Source organism: Glutamicibacter sp. FR1 (assembly GCF_047300825.1).
GTDB lineage: Bacteria > Actinomycetota > Actinomycetes > Actinomycetales > Micrococcaceae > Glutamicibacter > Glutamicibacter nicotianae.
Genome location: NZ_CP178602.1, coordinates 2,867,815 through 2,887,514, shown reverse-complemented (window position 1 = coordinate 2,887,514; position 19,700 = coordinate 2,867,815). Strand labels below are relative to the sequence as shown.

The 19,700-nt window shown below is 61.7% G+C and carries 19 protein-coding genes; 15 read left to right on the top strand and 4 right to left on the bottom strand.

All coding sequences use genetic code 11. The features are described from left to right. Nucleotides 1–34: 34 nt before the first annotated feature. Entirely contained in the window at nucleotides 35–1,189 is a 1,155-nt protein-coding gene (locus tag ACLQ8T_RS13870) for an MFS transporter (protein ID WP_413454978.1), read from the top strand. Between the two features lie 74 nt (nucleotides 1,190–1,263). Here ACLQ8T_RS13870 and ACLQ8T_RS13865 read toward each other — a convergent pair whose 3' ends face one another. Next, nucleotides 1,264–1,746, bottom strand: a complete 483-nt coding sequence (locus ACLQ8T_RS13865; protein WP_413454977.1) for an Lrp/AsnC family transcriptional regulator — start codon at nucleotides 1,744–1,746, stop codon at nucleotides 1,264–1,266. Nucleotides 1,747–1,973: 227 nt separating this feature from the next. Here ACLQ8T_RS13865 and ACLQ8T_RS13860 point away from each other — a divergent pair, with 227 nt between their 5' ends. Further along, on the top strand, nucleotides 1,974–2,180 hold the full coding sequence (locus tag ACLQ8T_RS13860; RefSeq protein WP_128469195.1) for a helix-turn-helix domain-containing protein: 207 nt from the start codon (nucleotides 1,974–1,976) through the stop codon (nucleotides 2,178–2,180). Between the two features lie 47 nt (nucleotides 2,181–2,227). On the opposite strand, the gene ACLQ8T_RS13855 is transcribed toward ACLQ8T_RS13860, so the two are convergent. Then, entirely contained in the window at nucleotides 2,228–3,019 is a 792-nt protein-coding gene (locus ACLQ8T_RS13855; RefSeq protein ID WP_413454976.1) for a MerR family transcriptional regulator, read from the bottom strand. A 503-nt stretch (nucleotides 3,020–3,522) separates the two neighbouring features. Here ACLQ8T_RS13855 and ACLQ8T_RS13850 point away from each other — a divergent pair. The 10 genes from ACLQ8T_RS13850 to ACLQ8T_RS13805 all read left to right on the top strand — a co-directional run bounded on the left by ACLQ8T_RS13850 (nucleotide 3,523) and on the right by ACLQ8T_RS13805 (nucleotide 14,035). Then, a complete protein-coding gene (locus tag ACLQ8T_RS13850) occupies nucleotides 3,523–4,332 on the top strand; it encodes a hypothetical protein (protein WP_413454975.1) in 810 nt (269 codons plus the stop codon). A 500-nt stretch (nucleotides 4,333–4,832) separates the two neighbouring features. Then, entirely contained in the window at nucleotides 4,833–5,180 is a 348-nt protein-coding gene (locus ACLQ8T_RS13845; protein WP_413454974.1) for a cupin domain-containing protein, read from the top strand. Between the two features lie 69 nt (nucleotides 5,181–5,249). Beyond that, a complete protein-coding gene (locus tag ACLQ8T_RS13840) occupies nucleotides 5,250–5,903 on the top strand; it encodes a peptidyl-tRNA hydrolase (protein ID WP_413454973.1) in 654 nt (217 codons plus the stop codon). Nucleotides 5,904–6,048: 145 nt separating this feature from the next. Further along, nucleotides 6,049–7,998: an SH3 domain-containing protein gene (locus tag ACLQ8T_RS13835; RefSeq protein ID WP_413454972.1), complete on the top strand. Its 1,950-nt coding sequence runs from the start codon at nucleotides 6,049–6,051 to the stop codon at nucleotides 7,996–7,998. 78 nt (nucleotides 7,999–8,076) lie between these two features. After that, the gene (hutG, locus tag ACLQ8T_RS13830) at nucleotides 8,077–9,042 is read left to right on the top strand and encodes a formimidoylglutamase (protein WP_413454971.1); all 966 of its coding nucleotides are present in this window, start codon (nucleotides 8,077–8,079) and stop codon (nucleotides 9,040–9,042) included. A gap of 112 nt (nucleotides 9,043–9,154) precedes the next feature. Next, the gene (locus ACLQ8T_RS13825) at nucleotides 9,155–10,111 is read left to right on the top strand and encodes a metal ABC transporter substrate-binding protein (protein WP_413454970.1); all 957 of its coding nucleotides are present in this window, start codon (nucleotides 9,155–9,157) and stop codon (nucleotides 10,109–10,111) included. Further along, nucleotides 10,108–10,863 (top strand): metal ABC transporter ATP-binding protein, encoded by a 756-nt coding sequence (locus ACLQ8T_RS13820; RefSeq protein WP_413454969.1) that lies wholly within the window; start codon nucleotides 10,108–10,110, stop codon nucleotides 10,861–10,863. The genes ACLQ8T_RS13825 and ACLQ8T_RS13820 overlap by 4 nt, the downstream gene beginning before the upstream one ends. Next, nucleotides 10,860–11,735 carry a metal ABC transporter permease gene (locus ACLQ8T_RS13815; RefSeq protein ID WP_413454968.1) on the top strand — a complete coding sequence of 292 codons (876 nt, stop codon included), beginning with the start codon at nucleotides 10,860–10,862 and terminating at the stop codon, nucleotides 11,733–11,735. The genes ACLQ8T_RS13820 and ACLQ8T_RS13815 overlap by 4 nt, the downstream gene beginning before the upstream one ends. 246 nt (nucleotides 11,736–11,981) lie before the next feature. Then, the gene (locus tag ACLQ8T_RS13810) at nucleotides 11,982–12,692 is read left to right on the top strand and encodes a GDSL-type esterase/lipase family protein (RefSeq protein WP_413454967.1); all 711 of its coding nucleotides are present in this window, start codon (nucleotides 11,982–11,984) and stop codon (nucleotides 12,690–12,692) included. A gap of 341 nt (nucleotides 12,693–13,033) precedes the next feature. Beyond that, nucleotides 13,034–14,035 carry an IS481 family transposase gene (locus tag ACLQ8T_RS13805; RefSeq protein ID WP_413454966.1) on the top strand — a complete coding sequence of 334 codons (1,002 nt, stop codon included), beginning with the start codon at nucleotides 13,034–13,036 and terminating at the stop codon, nucleotides 14,033–14,035. Between the two features lie 21 nt (nucleotides 14,036–14,056). Here the strand turns inward: ACLQ8T_RS13805 and ACLQ8T_RS13800 are convergent, their stop codons facing one another. Both ACLQ8T_RS13800 and ACLQ8T_RS13795 read right to left on the bottom strand, forming a co-directional pair. Beyond that, a complete protein-coding gene (locus tag ACLQ8T_RS13800; RefSeq protein WP_413454965.1) occupies nucleotides 14,057–14,902 on the bottom strand; it encodes an HNH endonuclease family protein in 846 nt (281 codons plus the stop codon). 312 nt (nucleotides 14,903–15,214) lie between these two features. Continuing rightward, nucleotides 15,215–15,895: a metal-dependent transcriptional regulator gene (locus tag ACLQ8T_RS13795; RefSeq protein ID WP_413454964.1), complete on the bottom strand. Its 681-nt coding sequence runs from the start codon at nucleotides 15,893–15,895 to the stop codon at nucleotides 15,215–15,217. Between the two features lie 238 nt (nucleotides 15,896–16,133). Here ACLQ8T_RS13795 and ACLQ8T_RS13790 point away from each other — a divergent pair, with 238 nt between their 5' ends. Genes ACLQ8T_RS13790 through ACLQ8T_RS13780 form a run of 3 tightly spaced genes read left to right on the top strand, consistent with a single transcriptional unit; the run spans nucleotide 16,134 to nucleotide 19,672 of the window. After that, nucleotides 16,134–17,168, top strand: coding sequence for a LacI family DNA-binding transcriptional regulator (locus ACLQ8T_RS13790; RefSeq protein WP_204722937.1), 1,035 nt, complete (start codon nucleotides 16,134–16,136; stop codon nucleotides 17,166–17,168). A gap of 21 nt (nucleotides 17,169–17,189) precedes the next feature. After that, nucleotides 17,190–18,704, top strand: coding sequence for a sugar ABC transporter ATP-binding protein (locus ACLQ8T_RS13785; RefSeq protein ID WP_413454963.1), 1,515 nt, complete (start codon nucleotides 17,190–17,192; stop codon nucleotides 18,702–18,704). Then, complete coding sequence (locus tag ACLQ8T_RS13780) at nucleotides 18,704–19,672, top strand: ABC transporter permease (protein WP_038990903.1); 969 nt, start codon at nucleotides 18,704–18,706, stop codon at nucleotides 19,670–19,672. The genes ACLQ8T_RS13785 and ACLQ8T_RS13780 overlap by 1 nt, the downstream gene beginning before the upstream one ends. The last annotated feature ends 28 nt before the right edge of the window (nucleotides 19,673–19,700 follow it).

Here is a 19,700-nt window from a genome sequence, read left to right as displayed (position 1 = left end):
TGCCCGTAAGACGACTCCGTGGTGGCTTCCCGGCGTGTGCCTGGTGCTCACCGGATGGTGCGCCAACCAGTATGTTTCGCTGATCAGCTGGTATCAGCAATTCCGCGAACTTAGCGAGTTCGAGGCGATGCTGGTCATGGGCAGCTACCTGGCAGGCATGATCCCTGCCTTGGCATTCGGCGGTCCCTGGGCCGACAGATATGGACGCAAGCCTTTTTCGCTGCTTGCCTTGGCCTGCTCGATTCTAGGATCCTTCGGGCTCATGTTCGGATCGCTTCAGGAGTCCGGCCTCTATGCGGGCCGCATCTTCACCGGCTTCGGCATGGGCTTGGCCATGGTCGCCATCACCAGCTGGGTGAAATTGCTCAGTCCCGGTGCTGCCGGTGCAACGCGGGCCGCGCTGTGCACATCGCTGGGATTCGCCCTTGGCCCGGTCATTTCAGGGGCCATCGTCGGAGCCAGCGGTAGCCCGGAACTGGCGTATATCGTTCATGCCGCCACCGCTTTTGCCTGGCTGCTGCTGATGTTCACAACCCGTGAAGCTCCTGCGCTTGAACCAGCAGGGCGCAGTTCGCGGGGTGAAGCGACCACCCCGGCAAACCTCCAGCGGTTCTACCGTGTTGTCCTGCCCGCAGCCCCATGGGTCTTCGGCATGGCAGCGACAGGCTTTGCGGTAGTCCCCGCGCTGAGCAGTGGTGCGGGCGAGTCCAGCCTGTTCTACACGACCTTGGCTGTCGCGGTCACCATGGGCATGGGCACAGTGATCCAGCCATTCGTCAAAAGATTCAACGACCTGGGCAAGATCAGGCTGATCATGGCTGGGCTGGCTACCTCGCTGGCGGCGCTGCTGTTGATGATCGCCGTGTCGCTCAGCGGTTCAGAAATCCTGGGAATCATTGCCTTCGCCGTGGCCGGTTCTGCCAATGGCATCTTGCTGGTTGCCGGGCTGAGCCAGGTCCTGGATCTTGCCGGCAGCGCGGACGTTGGCAAGCTCACCGGCAGGTTCTACATGTGCTGTTTCATCGGTTTCACTTTCCCGACATTCTTTGCACTCTGGCGGACGGTCGCGCACCCGGCGTTATTCATCTCGATGCTTGCTGTGCTCTGCATGCTGTCAATGCTGCAGGTGCTCCGCTCGGCGAAATACCTGCCCGCTGCCAAGCTCCAGGAAGTGCCATCCAGCTCATAAAAACAAACGCCGTTGCCGGCGACCTTTCGGTGCCGGCAACGGTATTGGCGATTCTGCCCGTTGCTCGCTTGGAATCAGTCCTTGCTCAGCTTCTTGAGCAGCTCGGTGGTGCGGAACGGAATGACATCGCGCAGGATCATCGAGGTCGAAGTGCGGGTTATGCCCGGGCACAAGCGGATCTCTTCGCTGACACGGTAGAGGTCATCCGGGTCGGTCGCGGCCACGCGAATCAAGAGGTCGGTATCGCCGGCAGGAGCGACGCACTCGAGAACTTCAGGGATCTGGCGCAGCGCGACGATGGCCTCATTCAAGCTGGCCTGGTTCAACTCGGCGCTCACGAAAGCGCTGACGCCTCGGCCCATGGCCGCTGGAAGGATTCGCGACGTGTTCGGACGCAAGGCACCTGAATGGGCCAGGCGTTCCAAACGCGTCTGCACAGTGCCGCGGGCAAGGCCCAGCTGCTGGGCCAGCATCATGATGGGCACACGCGGATCCGCATCGAGTGCCATAAGGATACGCCGGTCGGTTTCATCGAGCTGATACGTATCCGAATTCATGTGGTGGTCTCCTGAGACAGGTTGTGTTGCGCGTGCATAAGTGCCAACCTTGACTTTAGTCAATATGACCAGTGGATCCCAAATGTATTGCGCGGATTGGCTGATATTGTTGCGCGCGACTCGGCTACTGCGGCCACTAGGGAGAACGGCCGGGCGGAATGCCGTCTTTAATCCACAAATTCAGCAAGCTGGGATCAAATGGACGCTAATCACAGTAACCTGTTGATATGAGGTTTTTGCGGTTGGAAGACGTGGCAGAAGAACTGAACGTGAAGCTGCCGCAGGTTCGCGCTCTGGTGAAAAGCGGCGAGCTGCCGGCCATTCAAATAGGCGGGCGCGGGATGTGGCGAGTGGAACGCGTCGCCTTGGAGAACTACATCCAGGAACGGTACGCGCAGGCCCGCGAGGATATTGCGAACGAAACCCAAAGCTGACCGCGCTGGGCGCGGCTGTTCCCGAGCGCATCGGGAACAGCCTCAGGCTAGTCGAGCTGGTTAGTGCGTTCGGCAAAGATCTGCAACGCGTCGTGAACGAATTCCGCATATCCGCCGTAGTTCTTCGCAAACCGCGGATCAGCCACATACATCTCGCCGAGGTTGCAGATATATGCCTTGCGCTGGGCCGGATCACCGGAATCCAGCGGGGTGCCCTTGGTGCTCTGAAGCCAGCGCACATGGCGAGCGGCTAGTTCCTGGGCTTCGACGCTGTCTGCTGGGACGGAATTCTTGCCCGCCTCGATCCAGGCCTGGTTTATCATTTTGACCTCTTCCATGAATGCGCTTTGCTCGTCTCCTGATTTGGAGCGCCACCAGCGATTCGATGTTTCGTAGGCGTCGGCGCCCCAGCGTTCGGATACCTCGTGCTTGTACTGCTCGTTGAAGCCGTCAAAGCTCTTTTCTGGTTCCATTGCTCCTCCTGTAATTAGTGTTGAAATGCTGTGATCCAGGGCCGCGATTTGCCGGTCCAGCGCCTCACGTTGCCTGTGGAGCTGTTCCTTGTGGGTGCGCAGCGCGGCTAACTCATTGCGTTGCTCGTCCAGGATTTCAGCGATGGTTTCCAGCTTCATGCCCAACTGCTTCAGCAAGAGAATCCGCTGGAGCCGGACCAGCTGCCTGTCGGTATAGAAGCGATACCCGTTGGCGGCCACGTGATCAGGCTCCAGCAAGCCGATCTGGTCGTAGTGCCGCAAAGTGCGGCTGCTGACTCCAGCGGATTTCGAGACCTGTGCGATCGAGTGGCGGACTTGTTTCGGACGGCCAGTTGAATCGTTCATGGCTACCACGCTACTGGTTGACGTTACGTCAAGGTCAAGTGCTTTGCTGGCAGGTTCAAACTGATTCTTGTGATTCAGCTCTCATGGCAGATTGGTGAATAATCGCGATATATAACTTGTCCAGTTGATCATATTGACTAATTGCATGCTTGCCTGTTGCACACGGTGATCTATGTGTTGTTCACTGAAAGTAGAGAAAGTTGAACGGGTTACCGCCGAATTCGACGAAGACCGCCTGATGACGTAAACCACCTGCATTTACGCAATCCAGGAGCAGTGGCCACCCACGCCAAGGCACGGTGAAAGCAGTAGTCCAGATGGCTCGTGGGCATTCCAGTTGGGTGGAATGCGCACGGGCCATCTGGCGTTCCCGGCGCAGTTCCCGGTGCGGGAGTCTGCTGTCTGGAGCAACTTGGGGGAAACGCCTGCCGGGATTCGCGATGCTCCGCGCTGGCTCTGGAACAATGAGCGCGTAGGAACACTGAGGAGTAAGAGTGGGTTCAATGAGACGCATCTGGCACAACTGGTGGATGCAATTGGTCGCTGGATTGCTGATCACTGCGATCGTGGTGTTGCCGTGGTTGTGGATTGGGGAAGAAGACCGGTCGATTCTCCCGCATGCCAGCGACGACGCCCAAGGGCTGTTGGTAGTTTTCTCCGTCATAACCTTCTGGGGCAGCTGGTTTGCCCGGCGCATTGGGTATGGGCGTACAGCGTTCACCGTTGTGACATCCGTGGGCATGGTCCTGGGACTCTTGGGGCTCGGGTTCCAGGGCCTTCACGCATTGGAGCCTGGGCTCGTGGGCGGGGAAATCTCCGCGGCATCGATTCGACATCTTTGGGTATTCGGGGGTCTGCTGCTGGTCAGCCAAGTCTGGTACTTCATGGCAACCAAATTGCGGCTGCCCATTGCAGTGCTTTTCTACGCGACGCTTACGGTGGGCGTCAGCTATTGGCTGCAGATCATCGTGTCGCTCGTCGCCGGCGCCCAGTCGTACTATGTCTACCTCTGGTATGCCGGGCCGCTGATCCTCGGCCTCATATTGGGCTTCGTCGGATTCTTGCGAATATTGAACCTGCTGATGTGGGTATTCGCGCTGGCGATCCAATGGGTCATGCCGGCCGTCGTGGAAAGCACCGCTCGAGTTATCGAATCGAAGGCAACAGGCTGGGATGCCATTGGTTCCTTCTGGAAAAAATTCGCCGGAAGCGTCCTGGACGTTCCGTGGCAGACTCCGCTTCTGGTCAGTTTGGCCACTGCCATGCTGACCAGCTTCGTGCTGCTGATCGTGCGCAAAGTTCGGCGACGCTAGGAAAATCTCTGCCATTGACGGTGCGGTCGATGAATAATTGGGTGATGTGATCCGTCGGTAAGGCAGCCTTGTGCGAACCATGACGGGGTACTGGCGCTAGCGAAGTATTGAAATTTGTTACGCACACCAAGAACAAGACCGAGGTGCGATGCGGGTCGCGCGCTGCAGTTGCGTTGGCAGCACACATCCCGACGGCAGCCTCCGTAGCCAGGGCGAGAATCTCTATACTGCGAACCAAGGTGTGAGACTCTGCAGTGCGAGAACGCGAACAGCGTCTTGATTCAGGCTTCGATCTTGGTAGAACCCGGCACGTCACGGTCCCCGGATGGATATCACTTTGTCGAGATGAACGCGTTGCTTCTACTTGCGGCTGTCGACGAGACCGGCATTAAAGCAAGGGGCGGCAAGTTTCACGAGACAGTTGGCTCCTGAAGCGAAAAAAGAGCATGCTGGTAGTTAATTCGACGTGGATTCAAAAGCACCGGAAGGCGGGAATTGCCTTGACTGAAAATATTATGGACGGACAATCTGAGCTGATTTCGTTGTCAGCGGCGGGCAATGCCGAGCGCAACCCAATCAAGCCAGGCAAGTATTCAGCCAAGAGAATTTTTGCCGGCGAGAAAGCGCAGATTACGGAGATAGCTTTCGACTCAAATGTTGAGCTGAAAGAGCACGTAGCGCGCACCCCGATCATCGTTTCTGTCATTGAAGGGGAAATCGAGTTCACGGTGGAAGGACGCAAGTTCCCGTTGGCTGTTGGGGGTAGCATCTTCGTTGAAGCCAACGTCCTTCACGCGGTGTACGCGCAGATCCCGGCGCGCATTACGGTGACCTTCCTCAGCGCATAGTATTAGAGTTGCAAGCTGAAGCTTTGCAGTCCGAAAATTCGGTTCTCTCATTCGCCATAGAATAAAACCATGACTGAACTGCGCGATCGCGACCCCGGGGAATTGATACAGCCCATCATCCTGCGAATCGACAAGGAGGATCCGTCGAGCGAGGATGAGGGCCTCTCGGCGGTGGCCCGCGCAGCCGTGATTGCCTACCTGCAAGATCCGCAGAACCCGGATTGGCAGCAGTGGGCTTCACAGGCATTCGCCAAGTCGGTGCGCCGGGCCAATCCCAAGATGTTCGCCAAGGTGCTGGAGATGTTCCCCGAGCAAATGGTCAGCGAAGTGGGCAAGGCGCAAGCTGTCGGCCTGCCCCCATTGCCGGCCGCCGACTTGCCGAAGCTGATCGCCAAGCTCCAGGTCTCCGGCACGCAACTGCCAAAGGCCGACGAGGTTTTGAACGCGGAAATCAACATCGTGTTGAACAAGTCCCTGGATATGTCCACCGGAAAGGCTGCCGCGCAGGCAGCACACGCGCTGTTCGCATGGCTGACCGAGGCCCCCGCCGAATCTGTCGAAGCGTGGCTGCAATCCCATGCACCGGTAGGCATCAGGCACCTGCCACGCAAGGACTTCGAGCAATTGTCTCGGCAGGCTGCCGGGCCTGTCATCCAGGACGCCGGACGAACCGAAATCGAGCCGGGTTCCGTGACTGCTTTCGTCATGCCCAAGGCGAGCTAGGTTCTTCAGATCACGGCAGGGCGAAATCGCCATTGCTGTGTCATTTTTTTCTTGGCGATCGCAATATCGCCGCCCACAGCGGAATGCCTTGGACTTCTGCTGACCGCAGGAATCGGCAGTTTGCCCTTGCTCGAAAGCACCCACATTGAAATATACGAATCGCATCCTGGGCCTGCTGCTGGCCCTGGTCCTGGCCTTTGGCACCGCAGCTGGCGCCAGCGCATCAATGCAGGCTCCAGCCGGTGTCGCCCAGCTTGCTGCGGCTCCTGCGGCAGTCGCCAAGCAGACCACCGCCAACTTGAATCTGCGCAAATCGCCATCGGTCCACTCCGCGTCGCTGCTGGTCATTCCCAAGGGCGCCAAGGTTCTCGTCTCCGGGGGTTCTTCCGGCTGGGTGCAAGCAACGTACAAGAAGAAGTCCGGCTGGGTCTCGGCCAAGTACCTAACCTCGCCCGCAGCGCCGGCCAAGCCCAAGAGCTCAGCCACCCGCTATCTGCTTTCCTTCCAGCCGGTCCGCAAGAAGGCGACGTCCGCCTCCCCGGCCTTGGCCGGAGCCATGCGCAAAGCCAAGGTCCAGCGCCTGGGTGCAATTGGATCGTGGAGCCGGATCAAGATCGGCAATGTCACCGGTTTCGTGCCTACAAGCCAGCTGTCCAGCTCAATGCCGGCACCCGTGTACCGGTATGCGAAAACTGCCCAGATTTTGCGGAAGTCCACCTCGTCCAAGGCAGCACGCGTGGCAAGTATTCCGGCGGGTGCCAAAGTCGAGTGGCTGCGCACCTCTGGCTCGTGGAGCTACGTAATTTCTGCCGGGAAACGCGGCTGGCTGCCTGCTAAGCAGCTGTCTGCCCAGCCCGTATCAACGCGCAAGACGATAGGGAACCGTTGGGTGCTCAGCACCAGCGTCCTGCGCCGATCGAATCACAGCTCCTCGGCTTCCCTTGGACGCCTCGCGCCGGGCGAAAAAGTCGGCTTGTACACAACCAGGGGATCCTGGTCCCAGATCAAGTCCACCCGTGGCATCGGCTGGGTGCCAACCGCCATCCTGTCCAGCACCGCCTATAAGCCCACCAACCCGGCACCACGCTGGATCCTGTTCAGCACGGCCGTGCGCGCCAACGCTTCGGGTACCGCCAAATCCCTGGGGACCGTGGCAGCCGGATCCAAGCTCACCCTGCACGGAACATCGAACGGCTGGGCGAGGGTGAAAACCGCCAAGACAACTGGGTGGGTTCCATCCAGCGCACTGGTGGACAATGCCTACACGCCGCTGAAAGCTGCCAAGCGCTGGACGACTGCCAACGTACACCTACGCTCCGGTTACTCCACCGGCTATAAATCGCTCGCGGTCATTTCCAAGGGGCAGCAGGTCAGCATCCTGGGAACGGCAAACGGCTGGTCACGCGTATCAACAACGAAGGGCACCGGATGGATCAGCAATGGCTATCTGGCAACCCGCAAACCCCAAGCGCCGCGACCGGCCCCGACGACCAAATACCGCTGGACCACTGCCAACGTCAATCTCCGGGCCGGCGCGGGAGTCAGCCACCTGAGCAAAGCCGTGCTGCCGGCCGGGCAGAAGGTCAGCTATCTGCGCAGCGATGCCGGCTGGGCCGAAGTCTCCGCGCCTCAAGGACGCGGTTGGGTCAGGGAAACCTACCTCTCCGAGAGCCAGCCGGGCGTCTTGCAACCCGACGCGCAACGGGTCATTGCAGCGCTAAAGGGGAGAACCGGCGATACGGTCAGCACTATCCACACCATTCGAAGGGGTTCTTCCGGGCACAGCTCCGGAAAGGCCGTGGACCTGATGATCCGAGACTACAAGAACCAGGCGCGCGTCGCACAAGGCGATAAATTGGCCCAGTTCCTGCTGGACAACCGAATCCAGCTGGGGATCTACTACCTGATCTGGCAGGACCGGATCTGGCTTCCCACCACTGGCTGGACACCGTATTCCGATTCGGGGAAGTACGGAAACCAGTTCACCGGCAACTGGAATGACACCACCCGGCACATGGATCACATCCATGTCGAGGTCTACGGCAATGCGGCCACGAAAGGGCCGCTGGACTACAGTGCGCTGAGTACCCGATAAACATCTTCTGTCCGGTGTTTCAGACGGAGAACCGCAGAAGGCATGGCGCGCTCGGGGCGCATCTGGTCAGCTGGAAGCATGGAGAATTTCGAGTTGCAGCTGGCGGTTGACCGGGCACCTGCTATCTGGACCGGACGCAATGACGGCACCGGCGAGCAGCATTTGAGATGGCACCAGCAGGTGAACCGCCAGCCTGCTGGCACCCCAGATGGGCGAAAGCCCGCGGCGTTGCTCGGTTTCGCCTCTGATGCGGGCGTGCTGCGCAACGAAGGCCGAGTTGGTGCCGCCCAGGGACCGCAGGCGCTGCGCGCCGCCCTAGGCTCGCTGGCCATTCACGAGCCGCGCCCGCTGGTGGATGCTGGCGATATCGAGGTGCTTGGTGACGAGCTCGAATCGGGGCAAAAGCGACTGGCGCAGTCGGTGAGTGCATTGCTCGCTGGAGAAAGGCTGCCAGTGGTGCTCGGCGGCGGCCACGAAACAGCCTACGGTTCATTCACCGGGCTGTTCGAGCATTTCAGGGACGAGCCGGGAACCCGGCTGGGCATCTTGAACCTTGACGCGCATTTCGATTTGCGCAGCGCACCGCGCCGGAGCAGCGGCACGCCGTTCTTGGATATCGCCCGGGATCTGCAGGCCGAAGGGCGCAATTTTAACTACGCGGTAGTGGGAATCAGCAAGCCGAACAACACACCGGTGCTCTTCGAACGGGCCCGCAGCTTGGGCGTCCGCTACCTGCTTGACGAGCAGTGCACGGCAGGTCAATTACCTGCCGTCCTGGAATTCGTCGAGGACTTCCTGGCTGGCATCGACAAGCTGTATCTGACCATCGATCTCGATGTGCTGCCTGCGTCGGTGGCTCCGGGGGTCAGTGCCCCTGCCGGTTTCGGGGTGCCACTGGAAGTGATCCACGGGATCTGCGCAATGCTGGCGGGCAGCGGCAAACTGGCATTGATTGACGTGGTGGAACTGAACCCGGGATTGGATATTGACGGGCGTACCGCACGCACTGCCGCCCGTCTGGTCAATACCCTGCTGGGGGTCTGAGACAGCACCCACAGCGAAATCTGCCGACGCGAACTTGCAATATTCGACCCCTCGAACATTATGATTGAGAGGGGCGAACTAATCGCCAGTTCGAGAAGCGGAATGGTGTGCAATGGTGCAAACGGCGAAACGTCGATCAGGGGCGGGGCAACGCGTAGGGTTTCTGGCCGCTGTTCTGTCCTGCCTGATCGCCCTCGCTGGCTGCGCGTCCAAGTCCAGCACTGAGCCCGCAGCCAGCCCGGACGACCGGCCGGTGGTGCTGACAACCTTCACGGTCCTGCAGGACATCGCCCAGAACGTCGCGGGCAAGCATTTGCGCGTTGAATCAATTACCCGACTTGGTGCAGAGATCCACGGATACGAGCCGACACCGGATGACTTGCGCCGCGCCTCGCATGCCGACCTCATCCTCGATAACGGCTTGAACCTCGAAGCCTGGTTCCAGCAATTCGTCGAGGACAATGACGCCCCGCACGCCACCGCCAGCCGGGGGATCAAGCCGATCGATATCGTCCAGGAAGAAGGGGCCGGAAAGTCCAACCCGCATGCCTGGATGAGCCCGCTGAACGTCAAGATCTATGCGGACCGCATCGCAGAGGCCTTCAGCGAACTGGATCCGGCCAATGCCTCCAGCTACCGGGAGAATGCAGCGGCCTACCAGGCCAAGCTGCAAGAGGTGCATGACGAGCTCGAGGCGGCGCTGGAGGAAATCCCCGAACGCCAGCGCGTGCTGGTGACCTGCGAGGGAGCCTTCAGCTACCTGGCGCGCGATGCCAACATGGCCGAGAAGTACCTCTGGGCCGTTAACGCCGAATCGCAGGCCACGCCGCGCAAGGTCGCCGCGGCCATCGACTATGTCAGGGACAACGATGTTCCCGCGGTCTTCTGCGAATCCACGGTCTCCGATGCGGCCATGCAACGAGTCGTGGAATCCACCGATGCCGCCTACGGCGGAACACTCTATGTGGATTCGCTGTCCGAACCCGGCGGTCCGGTGCCCAGCTACCTGGACCTGATCACGCATGACACCAGAACCATTGCCCGTGCTTTGAAAGGCGAAACACCATGAACGCGAAGCCTGGCACCGCCCTGGCCATCGACGTGTCGGGCGCGACCGTCCACTACGGCCCCGTGCTGGCCCTGGACCACGCCTCATTGCAGCTGGGCCGCGGCCGGGTCTGCGGATTGGTCGGGATGAACGGCTCGGGCAAGTCGACGCTGTTCAAGACCATCATGGGGCAGGTCAAGCCCGATACCGGCAGCGTGCGCATCAACGGCACCGACCCGCTGCAAGCGCGGAAAAGCGGCCAGCTGGCCTACGTGCCGCAGAGCGAAGCGGTGGATTGGAGCTTCCCGATCTCGGTGCGCGAGGTCGTGATGACCGGACGCTACGGGCAGATGGGATGGACCAGGCGCGCCAAGAAGCAGGACCATGCCGCCGTGGACGAGGCCCTCGAACGGGTGGAGCTGGCCAGCTTCGCCGATCGGCAGATCGGCCAGCTCTCCGGAGGGCAGAAGAAACGCGCATTCGTGGCCCGGTGCATCGCCCAGGGCGCCAGCATCATGCTGCTCGATGAGCCTTTTGCCGGCGTGGACAAGCGCAGCGAAGCGACTATCACCAAGCTCTTGCGCGAGGTAGCCGACGGCGGCGGCAGCGTGCTGATCTCCACCCACGACCTGCATGCGCTGCCGGAACTGGCCGATGAAGCGGTGCTGCTGATGCGCAAGGTCCTGATGCACGGACATCCGGACGTGGTGCTCCAAGCGGAGAACCTGGCCCTGGCCTTTGGCCTGGATCCGATGAAACGAGGCGGGGAATGAACCTCATTGAATTGCTGGCCGAGCCCTTGGGGTACACCTTCATGGTGCGCGCCCTGCTGGTGACCATCATCGCCGCTGCCCTGTGCGCGGTGCTTTCCTGCTGGCTGGTGCTCATCGGCTGGTCGCTGATGGGCGACGCGGTGTCGCATGCGGTCCTGCCCGGGGTCGTGCTGGCCTACATCGCCGGCGCTCCCTTTGCCCTGGGCGCACTGGTCTTCGGATTCCTCGCGGTGGCATTGATCGGGGGAGTGCGCGACACGACGAAGCTCAAGGAAGATGCGGCCATCGGCATCGTCTTCACCACGCTCTTCTCCATCGGGCTGGTGCTGATCTCGGTCACCCCGAGCCATGTGGATCTGAACCACATCATATTCGGCAACCTGTTGGGAGTCTCGGGCAGCGACCTGTGGCAGGTTCTGCTGCTTAGCGCGATCACGTTCGCGATCCTGGTGCTCAAGCGCAAGGACTTCACGCTCTATGCCTTCGACCAGACGCACGCGCATGCCTTGGGAATGAACCCGCGGCTGATCGGTGCCGTGCTCCTGGGGCTGTTGGCCATGACCTCCGTGGTGGCGCTGCAGGCCGTGGGCGTCATCCTGGTCGTCGCCATGCTGATCATTCCCGGCGCCACGGCCTACCTGCTGACTGACCGTTTCGGGAAGATGCTGGTTATTGCACCGGTACTGGCAACCTGTGCCGGAATCCTGGGCGTCTACGTGAGCTATTACCTCGATGCATCAACCGGTGGAATGGTGGTGCTGGCCCAGGCAATGATCTTCGCAATCGCCTATCTCTTCAGCCCGAAGCAGGGGCTGATCGCCACCCGCCTGGCCCGCAAGGGACGGCGCAAAGCGCTGGCCGCCAGCCGCTGAGCGGCGGCTGGCCAGCACTCCTTCCCGACCCGCAGGCGCGGGCGTAGGTTGAGAGCCACGCGCAGGATCCTGACGCGCGTCCGTGCAGTGCTGCCAAGGTCCGCGTGACAGGCAGCCGGGTGCCGCGGTATTGGGAACGGCAGTCACGATGCGGCGGTCCTTGCGCCCGCCGGACCGTCCATCCGGGGAACCGGGTGCCAAGCGAGGGCAATCCCTCGCGAACGGTTCGTGACAAGTGACATTCCGATGACTGGCAAGGCAAGAACTCGCATTTACGCTGTGATCACCGCTGCCTGCGCGGCCTGGCTGGCACCGGCCGCCGCGCAGGCGGACCCGGAAGGGAGCATCAGCTATGTGAACCTGGGTGATTCCTGTTCGGCAGGCTTCGGATCGGGGGCCATCGTGCCCGGGCCGCTGCCCGGCTGCCTGCAAACCACCGGCCCCTCCCATGTCAGCCAGATTGCGGCGCTGCCCGGGGTGGACCTGGGCATCAACGCGGCCTGCGCCGGGTTCACCGCCGAACAGGTGGGGATGGCGGCCGCCGCGCTGGCCGTCCCGCTGTCCACCGCCGACCTAGTGACGTTGACCCTGGGCGGCAACGACCTTCCCCGGGGGCAAGCAGTAGCCGCGTGCAGCACACAAGGCAGTGACTCCGGCTGCGACCAGGCGACAGCCGCCTTGGCGGCGGCCATCGGGTCCGTCGAACCACGGGTCCACCGGACACTGGAACGAATCGACTTGCTGAGCGCGGCAACCATCCTGGTAGCCGGATATCCACGCCTGTTCACCTTGTCCACCGGCGACCAGCCGCTGATCAGTGCCGCACATGCCCGGATGCTGAACCGCCTGGGCGATGAGCTGAACCGGGAGATTCGCGCGGCCACCCGCGGCACCAGTGCCAAATTCGTTCTGGTGCTCGGGGCATTCAACAACCACGGGGTCGGGGCGAGGGAGTAGTGGATCTACTTCAATCCGGCCAACCCGGTCGACCCCTTCAACCTCCACCCGACCAGCACCGGATACAGCCAGGGATATTTTCCGGCACTGGCGCACCGCATCAACCTCGGGGAACTGGCCGGCTGAGCGGAGCGCAGCGGCGCAAGGCGCTGGCGGGCCGGGCGTGGGAGAACTGCAGAAGGTCCCACGCGTGGACGTGAATCCACCCATGGGGCCTGCACGAGTGCTGCTGAATGAGCGGGCTAGGTGTAGTTCCCCGGGACGTTGTGAACACTAGCGAATGAAGAAGACCTCCGGCAGGATGTGGGTTACCACACTCACCATCGTGCACGGAGGTCTTCATGTCCCACGCTAACGCACCACTGACGCCCGAAGGAAGACGACGCCTAGCTTCCTTGATCATCGATGAGCACTGGCCCATCCGCCGCGCCGCCGAACGATTCCAGGTCTCGCCCGCAACAGCCAAAAAATGGGCAACGAGATACCATGCCAACGAATCCCTCGGCGACCGCTCCTCACGCCCTGTTTGCTCTCCGACACGACTGTGCCGCAAGAGCGAACGCCGCATCATTGCCCTACGCTTCAACCGGCAATGGGGACCGCACCGGATCAGCTACCACCTCGGCATTCCCCGTAGCACCGTCGGACGCGTCCTGGACCGCTACCGGATGCCCAAACTGGCGCATCTGGACCAAACCACCGGGCTGCCGGTACGCAAGCCCCGCCCTGTGCGCTACGAGAAGCAGGCACCGGGCGAGCTGGTGCATGTGGACATCAAGAAACTGGGCCGCATCCCAAAGGGCGGAGGCTGGCGCGCGCATGGTCGCGGTTCAGCCCAAGACCGCCAGGCCGGTGCCGCGCGGGACCGTGCGGCACGCCAGGGCGCCAAGGGGTCACGGGGCTATCTTTTCCTGCATCACGCGGTCGACGACCATTCGCGGCTGGCCTATTCCGAAATCCTCAACGACGAGAAGAAGGAAACCGCAGCCGGGTTCTGGCAGCGAGCCCGTGGATTCTTCGCCGCGGCTGGCATTGTCGTCACCGCGGTGATGACCGATAACGGTTCCTGCTACCGTTCCAAGGTGTTCGCCCAGGCGTTGGGGCCGGGCGTGAAGCACCGGCGCACCCGACCGTATCGACCTCAGACCAATGGGAAAGTCGAACGGTTCAACCGGACGTTGTCGCAGGAATGGGCGTACGTGAGGGCTTATGACAGCGAAGAAGCCAGGGCCGCAGCCTACGGCGCCTGGCTTCATCACTATAATTATCATCGACCCCATACCGGGATCGGTGGTCTTACTCCGTCAGATCGTGTTCACAACCTCACGGGGAACTACAGCTAGGTGAGAACCGGCAGACGGCAGCTAAATCCGCCAGCGCAGTTTGCCGTTGGCATCGGTTTTGCAGGTGTAGTACTTGCCGGCCTTGGACTTGCCGCGCTTTCCCTGATCCGACTTCTTGCAGTAGGCGCCAGGATGCACGGTGCCCTTGACCACGGAAGGAGCCTTCTTCGCGTCCTTCTTCGGCGAGGCCTTGGGCTTGGACCCGGCAGGCTTGATCGGGGTGACCTTCGCGGCCTTCTGGTTGCGGCACGTCTTCAGCACCTTGGACATGGCATTCTTCTCGGCTTTGGTCACCGACAGCGCGTACTTCTTCTTGACGCTGATCTGGGTTGCCACATACTGGCACCGGAAGGACTTATTCTTCGGGAGCCATTCGGCGGTGTTCTTGTCGCCCTTCTGGCGATTTGCCGAGGCGCTGGACGCCATCAAGTTCAGCGGGTCATTGGCCAGGGCCTGGCGCTGGGCCTGCGACAGTTTCTGGCCGCCGGAAATCCACGCGTTCTTCAGGGAGACCACGTGGTCGATGTCGACGCTGCCTGACTTGACCTTCCAGTTGATCTTCTTGCCGGTGTAGCTGTCATGCAACGTGCCCGAAGCCACGGTGCACTTCTTGCGGTCCTTGAACTTCACCTTGGACATGTCCCGGGACAAGGTGTCCTGGCGCTCGTCGCACTTGTCCTTGTCGAAGTCCTTCCAGCCATTGCCGAATTTCTTGTTCCGGTTGTATCCAGTGGCGGCCGCCTTGCCCTTCACCGGCAGGGTCGCCAGCATCGCGGTGGCTTTCGGGCCATTGAGCTTCGCCCCGGGCTTGACCTTCTTGCTGCTGGTGGCAACCCGTTCCACCTGCAACGGCTGGTCTGCTGACAACAGGTTGTCGGCCTGTGCGAGTTGATTGTTCTGAAGAGCAGGAGGATCTGCCGGTGCGCTGCAGCAAGCAAGCACCAATACTGCGGCGCAGAGCGCAGCGAAAAGTTTTCTAGGCAAGGCGGAGTCTTTCAAATGAAACGCAAAGTGATGGATGGCCAAGGATGCTGCAATGCACCCCCATGTAAAACTTGTACATTGCAGTATCCCGGGCTAGTCAACACTGTATTCCATGAAACGGACAGATTATCTGTTGGTGCTGAAAGGCGACGATGCCGCCAGGTCAATGACTAGATGGTATGGGGCGTAAAAAGGCTACACGGAGGAACGCGAGACCCACACCGCGGCAGCCGCACGCGATCCTAAGCGCAAGGTTTCCCCAGTCGCGCAGACCTGGACGTTCACCGTCTCGGAGAACTGCTCGCCGGGCGTTACCTGCAGACGCGTGCCGACAACGATCCGATGATCGGAGAAATACTGCAGCAGCTGCGAATCATCATCGGCAATGCGCTCGACCTCCACCCGGGCGTCATCGACGGCTTCGCTCAAATTGAAAGCCTGCGGAATGGAAATGCGGCCTTCGGCGGTCGGGATGGGGTCGCCATGCGGATCGCGGGTGGGATGCTCCAGCAGGCTGTCGATGCGTTCGATCATGAAGTCGGAGACGGCATGTTCCAGGCTCTCGGCCTCTTCATGCACCTGGTCCCAGCGGTAGCCCAGCATCTGCACCAGGAAAGTTTCGATCAGACGGTGGCGGCGGACCATGGTCAGCGCATACTCGCGTCCCAGCTCGGTGAGCGTCACGGCTCCATAGGGCGCATGGTCGAGCAGGCCCTGCTGGCGCAATTTGCTCAAGGCGCCGGACACCGTGGAGAGCTTCATTCCCGACTTGCTGGCAATGATGCTCGTGGTGACCGGATCGCTGGACCACTCGGTCAGGCCGAAAATGATCTTGAGGTAATTCTGCGCGCTATCTGAAAGCTGGTTGACCGACACAAACACTATCTTAGCGACCGCCGCGCCTGCTGGCTCGAAGTGACTTTGGTTATGGGAGGTTTTGCTTTGAAACCACGAGGCAACTAAAAGCAACTAGTCACCAACTTGAAAAATATAGTCTCTGGGTAGGGATTATTGGTAGGCCAGTGCAGTGTATTGACTTAATTTTCTTTGTGAGGAAAACTGTGTAATCGATTCCATGGAATCGATTGCACAATAAGCAAAGGGGCTTATCGCCATGAACGCTGTCACCATCAAAGATGTGGCACTTGCAGCCGGAGTATCCTCCGCCACTGCCTCGCGGGTGCTCTCAGGCCACCCCGCCACCTCGGCAGCTTCCCGGGAAAAGGTGGCAGCCGTTGCCAAGGAACTGGGATTCGTTCCCAACGCCCAGGCCCGCTCCCTGCGCTCCACCAAAACCGACACCATCGCGCTACTGATCTCCGATGTGCGCAACCCCTACTTCTCCGACCTTGCCCACGCTGTCGAGCAGCAGGCGCACGCCGCGGGAATGATGACCTTCATCGGCAACGCCAACGAGGACACCGAGCAGCAGGACCAATTCCTCGCAGCGATGCTCTCGCGCCGCGTCGACGGTCTGATTGTCGTGCCCCAGGGCCTCGACGAAGATGCCGACCGGCCCAGCCCGATGATGCAGCGCATCATCGCCTCGGGAACCCCCCTGGTCTTCGTGGACCGGACCCTTCCAGAGCAGCGCATCCCATCGATCACCGCCTCCAGCACCGGCGCCCTGGAAGAAGTCATCGCCCAGCTGAAGCACCTGGGCCACACCAGCATCGCCTTCCTCGGCGGCCCGGACCACGCCTCCACCGCTCGCGAACGCCACAGCGCCTTCGATTCGGCGATGGCGGCCAACGGCTTGAGCATCAATCCCGCCCTGCATTTCGCCGGCGACTTCCGTGCCGCCTCCGGCGCGGATGGCGCCCGCTGGCTGCTGGAGCATGAACTGCAGCCAACTGCGGTGGTCATCGCCGATGCGCCGATGGCCATTGGCGCACTAACCGTGTGGCGCGAAGCCGGCATTCGGGTTGGAAAGCAGCTTTCGGTGATCGCCTTCGACGAGGTGGACGCGATGCTCATGCACGATCCACCGATTGCCACGATCAGCCACGACCTGACCAGCATGGGCCGCGCCGCGGTCACCGCGCTGCAGGAAGTGATGGCCGGCAAGAGCCCGCAACCCCAAGAATTCATCAGCCGATTCACCGCTCGTGAGTCGCTGGCCCCAACGCAAGCAGCCACCGGCGCATAGGTGAGGATGGAAGGAACGAGAATGGGTAATGACGCTCTGCTGGTCCTGGACAAGGTCTGCAAGTCCTTCGGCCCGGTACAGGTGATCGACGAGGTCACAGTCGAGGTGCACGCGGGCAAGGTCTCCGTGCTGCTCGGCGAGAACGGCGCAGGCAAGTCCACGCTGATCAAGATGATCGCCGGCGTGCACGAGCCGGATGCCGGCCAGATCCTGATGGACGGCAAGGCCGTGAAGATCCCCAACACCAAGGCCTCCGAAGCCCTGGGCATCGCTACCATCCACCAGGAACTGAACCTGGTGCCGTCGATGACCATTGCCGAGAACATCACCCTGGGCCGCGTGCCGCGCAAGTTCGGCATCATCAACCGCCGCGCCATGCGGCAGATCGCCCGCGACGCGATGGACAAGCTCGGGCTGAAGCTGGATGTGGATACGCCGGTGGGCGAGCTGGGCCTGGCCCAGCAGCAGCTGGTGGAAATCGCCAAGGCCCTGAGCCTGGACGCCCGCGTGCTGATCCTCGACGAGCCCACCGCGGCCTTGACCAAATCTGAAATTGCGCACCTGTTCTCGGTGGTCAACACGTTGAAGGCGCAGGGAGTCGGCATGGTGTTCATCAGCCACCACCTCGATGAGATCGCCGAAATCGGCGACTTCGTGAACGTGCTGCGCGATGGCAAGTTCATCGCCACCGTCCCGGCCGACACCGAGGAGAACGAACTGGTCAGGCTCATGGTCGGCCGCGACATCGACGCCCAATTCCCGCGCGTGGCCACCGAGCCGGGAGAGCAGCCGCTGCTGAGCGTGAAGAACCTGTCCGACGGCATGCTCAAGGACATCTCGCTGGAGGTCCGCCCCGGCGAAGTAGTGGCCCTGGCCGGCCTGATGGGTGCCGGGCGCACCGAGCTGATCCGCGCGATCGCCGGAGCGGACAAGTACTCCAGCGGCAGCGTGGCGGTGAACGGCAAGAAGCTGGCCAGCTTCGACGTCGCGGCAGCCACCCGCGTCGGCATCGGCCATGTGCCCGAGGACCGCAAGACCCAGGGCCTGGTGCTGGATGCCTCGGTGGCCGAGAACATCGGCTACGCCACGATGGCTTCCACCGCCAAGAGCGGCCTGGTCGACCGCAAGGGCCAGAATGCCCGCGCGCAGCAGGTCGCCGAACGCCTGCGCATCCGCATGGGCAGCATCGACCAGCCCATCCGCTCGCTCTCGGGAGGCAACCAGCAGAAGGCGGTCTTCGGCCGCTGGTTCACCGCAGGAGCCAAGGTGCTGCTGCTCGACGAGCCGACCCGCGGCGTGGACGTGGGCGCGAAGGTCGAAATCTATGAACTGATCAATGAGATCACCGCCTCCGGAGGCTGCGTCTTGATGGCCTCCAGCGAACTGCCCGAAGTGCTGGGCATGTCCGACCGCGTCCTGGTGATGAGCCAGGGACGCATCGCCGGGGAACTGGCTACCGAAGAAGCCACCCAGGACGCCATCATGTCCCTGGCCGTCAGCAATGTGCACCGCGAAGAAGAAATGGGAACCAAGTAATGAGCAGCGTAGCTACAGCCCCGAAGAAGGGGTTCGACTTCAAGGCATTCCTTGCCAATAACGGAGCCTTGGTGGGCCTGGTCATCCTGTGCCTGGCCCTGTTCATCGCCACCCCGCGCTTCTTGACCGGGCCGAACCTGCTGAACATCGGCATCCAGGTCTCCACCATCGCGGTGATGGCCTTCGGCATGACCTTCGTGATCGTCGCTGCCGGCATCGACCTGTCCGTCGGCTCTGTGGCCGCGCTCTCGGCCATGGGCTCCTCCTACGCCATCACCACCGCCGGCCTGCCCGACGGGCTGTCCATCCCGATCGGCCTGGCCGTCGGCGCGCTGTGCGGCTGGGTCACCGGCGCGATGAGCGCCTACGGCAAGCTGCCCACCTTCATCGCCTCGCTGGCGATGCTCACCGTGGTGCGCGGGCTGACCCTGGTGATCTCCGACGGCCGTCCGATCTCCACCAGCTCCTCGGTATCCTGGTTGGGCGATGACCTCGGCCCGATCCCGATGCCGATCGTGATCCTCGTGGTCTCCGGCCTGCTTGCAGCCTTCGTGCTCAACCGCACCGTCATCGGCAAGAACGCCTTCGCAGTCGGCGGCAACACCGAAGCCGCGCGGCTCTCCGGCATCCCGGTCAAGCGCGTGCTGGTCACCGTATTCGTGATTTCCGGCGTGTTCGCCGCGCTGTCGGGCATGATCCTGGCCGGACGCCTGGACTCCGCCCAGCCGACCCTCGCCTCCGGCTACGAGCTGGATGCCATCGCCGCAGTGGTGATTGGCGGCGCCTCGCTCTCCGGCGGCGTCGGCCGCATCTCCGGCACGCTGATCGGTGCGCTGGTGCTGGCAGTGATCCGCAACGGCCTGAACCTGCTCTCGGTCTCCGCGTTCTGGCAGCAGGTAGTCATCGGCGCCGTGATCGCGATCGCCGTCGGCTTCGACGTGCTGCGCCGCAAGAACGTCAAGCACTAGATTTTCCACCCCGAACCCAATAATCCAA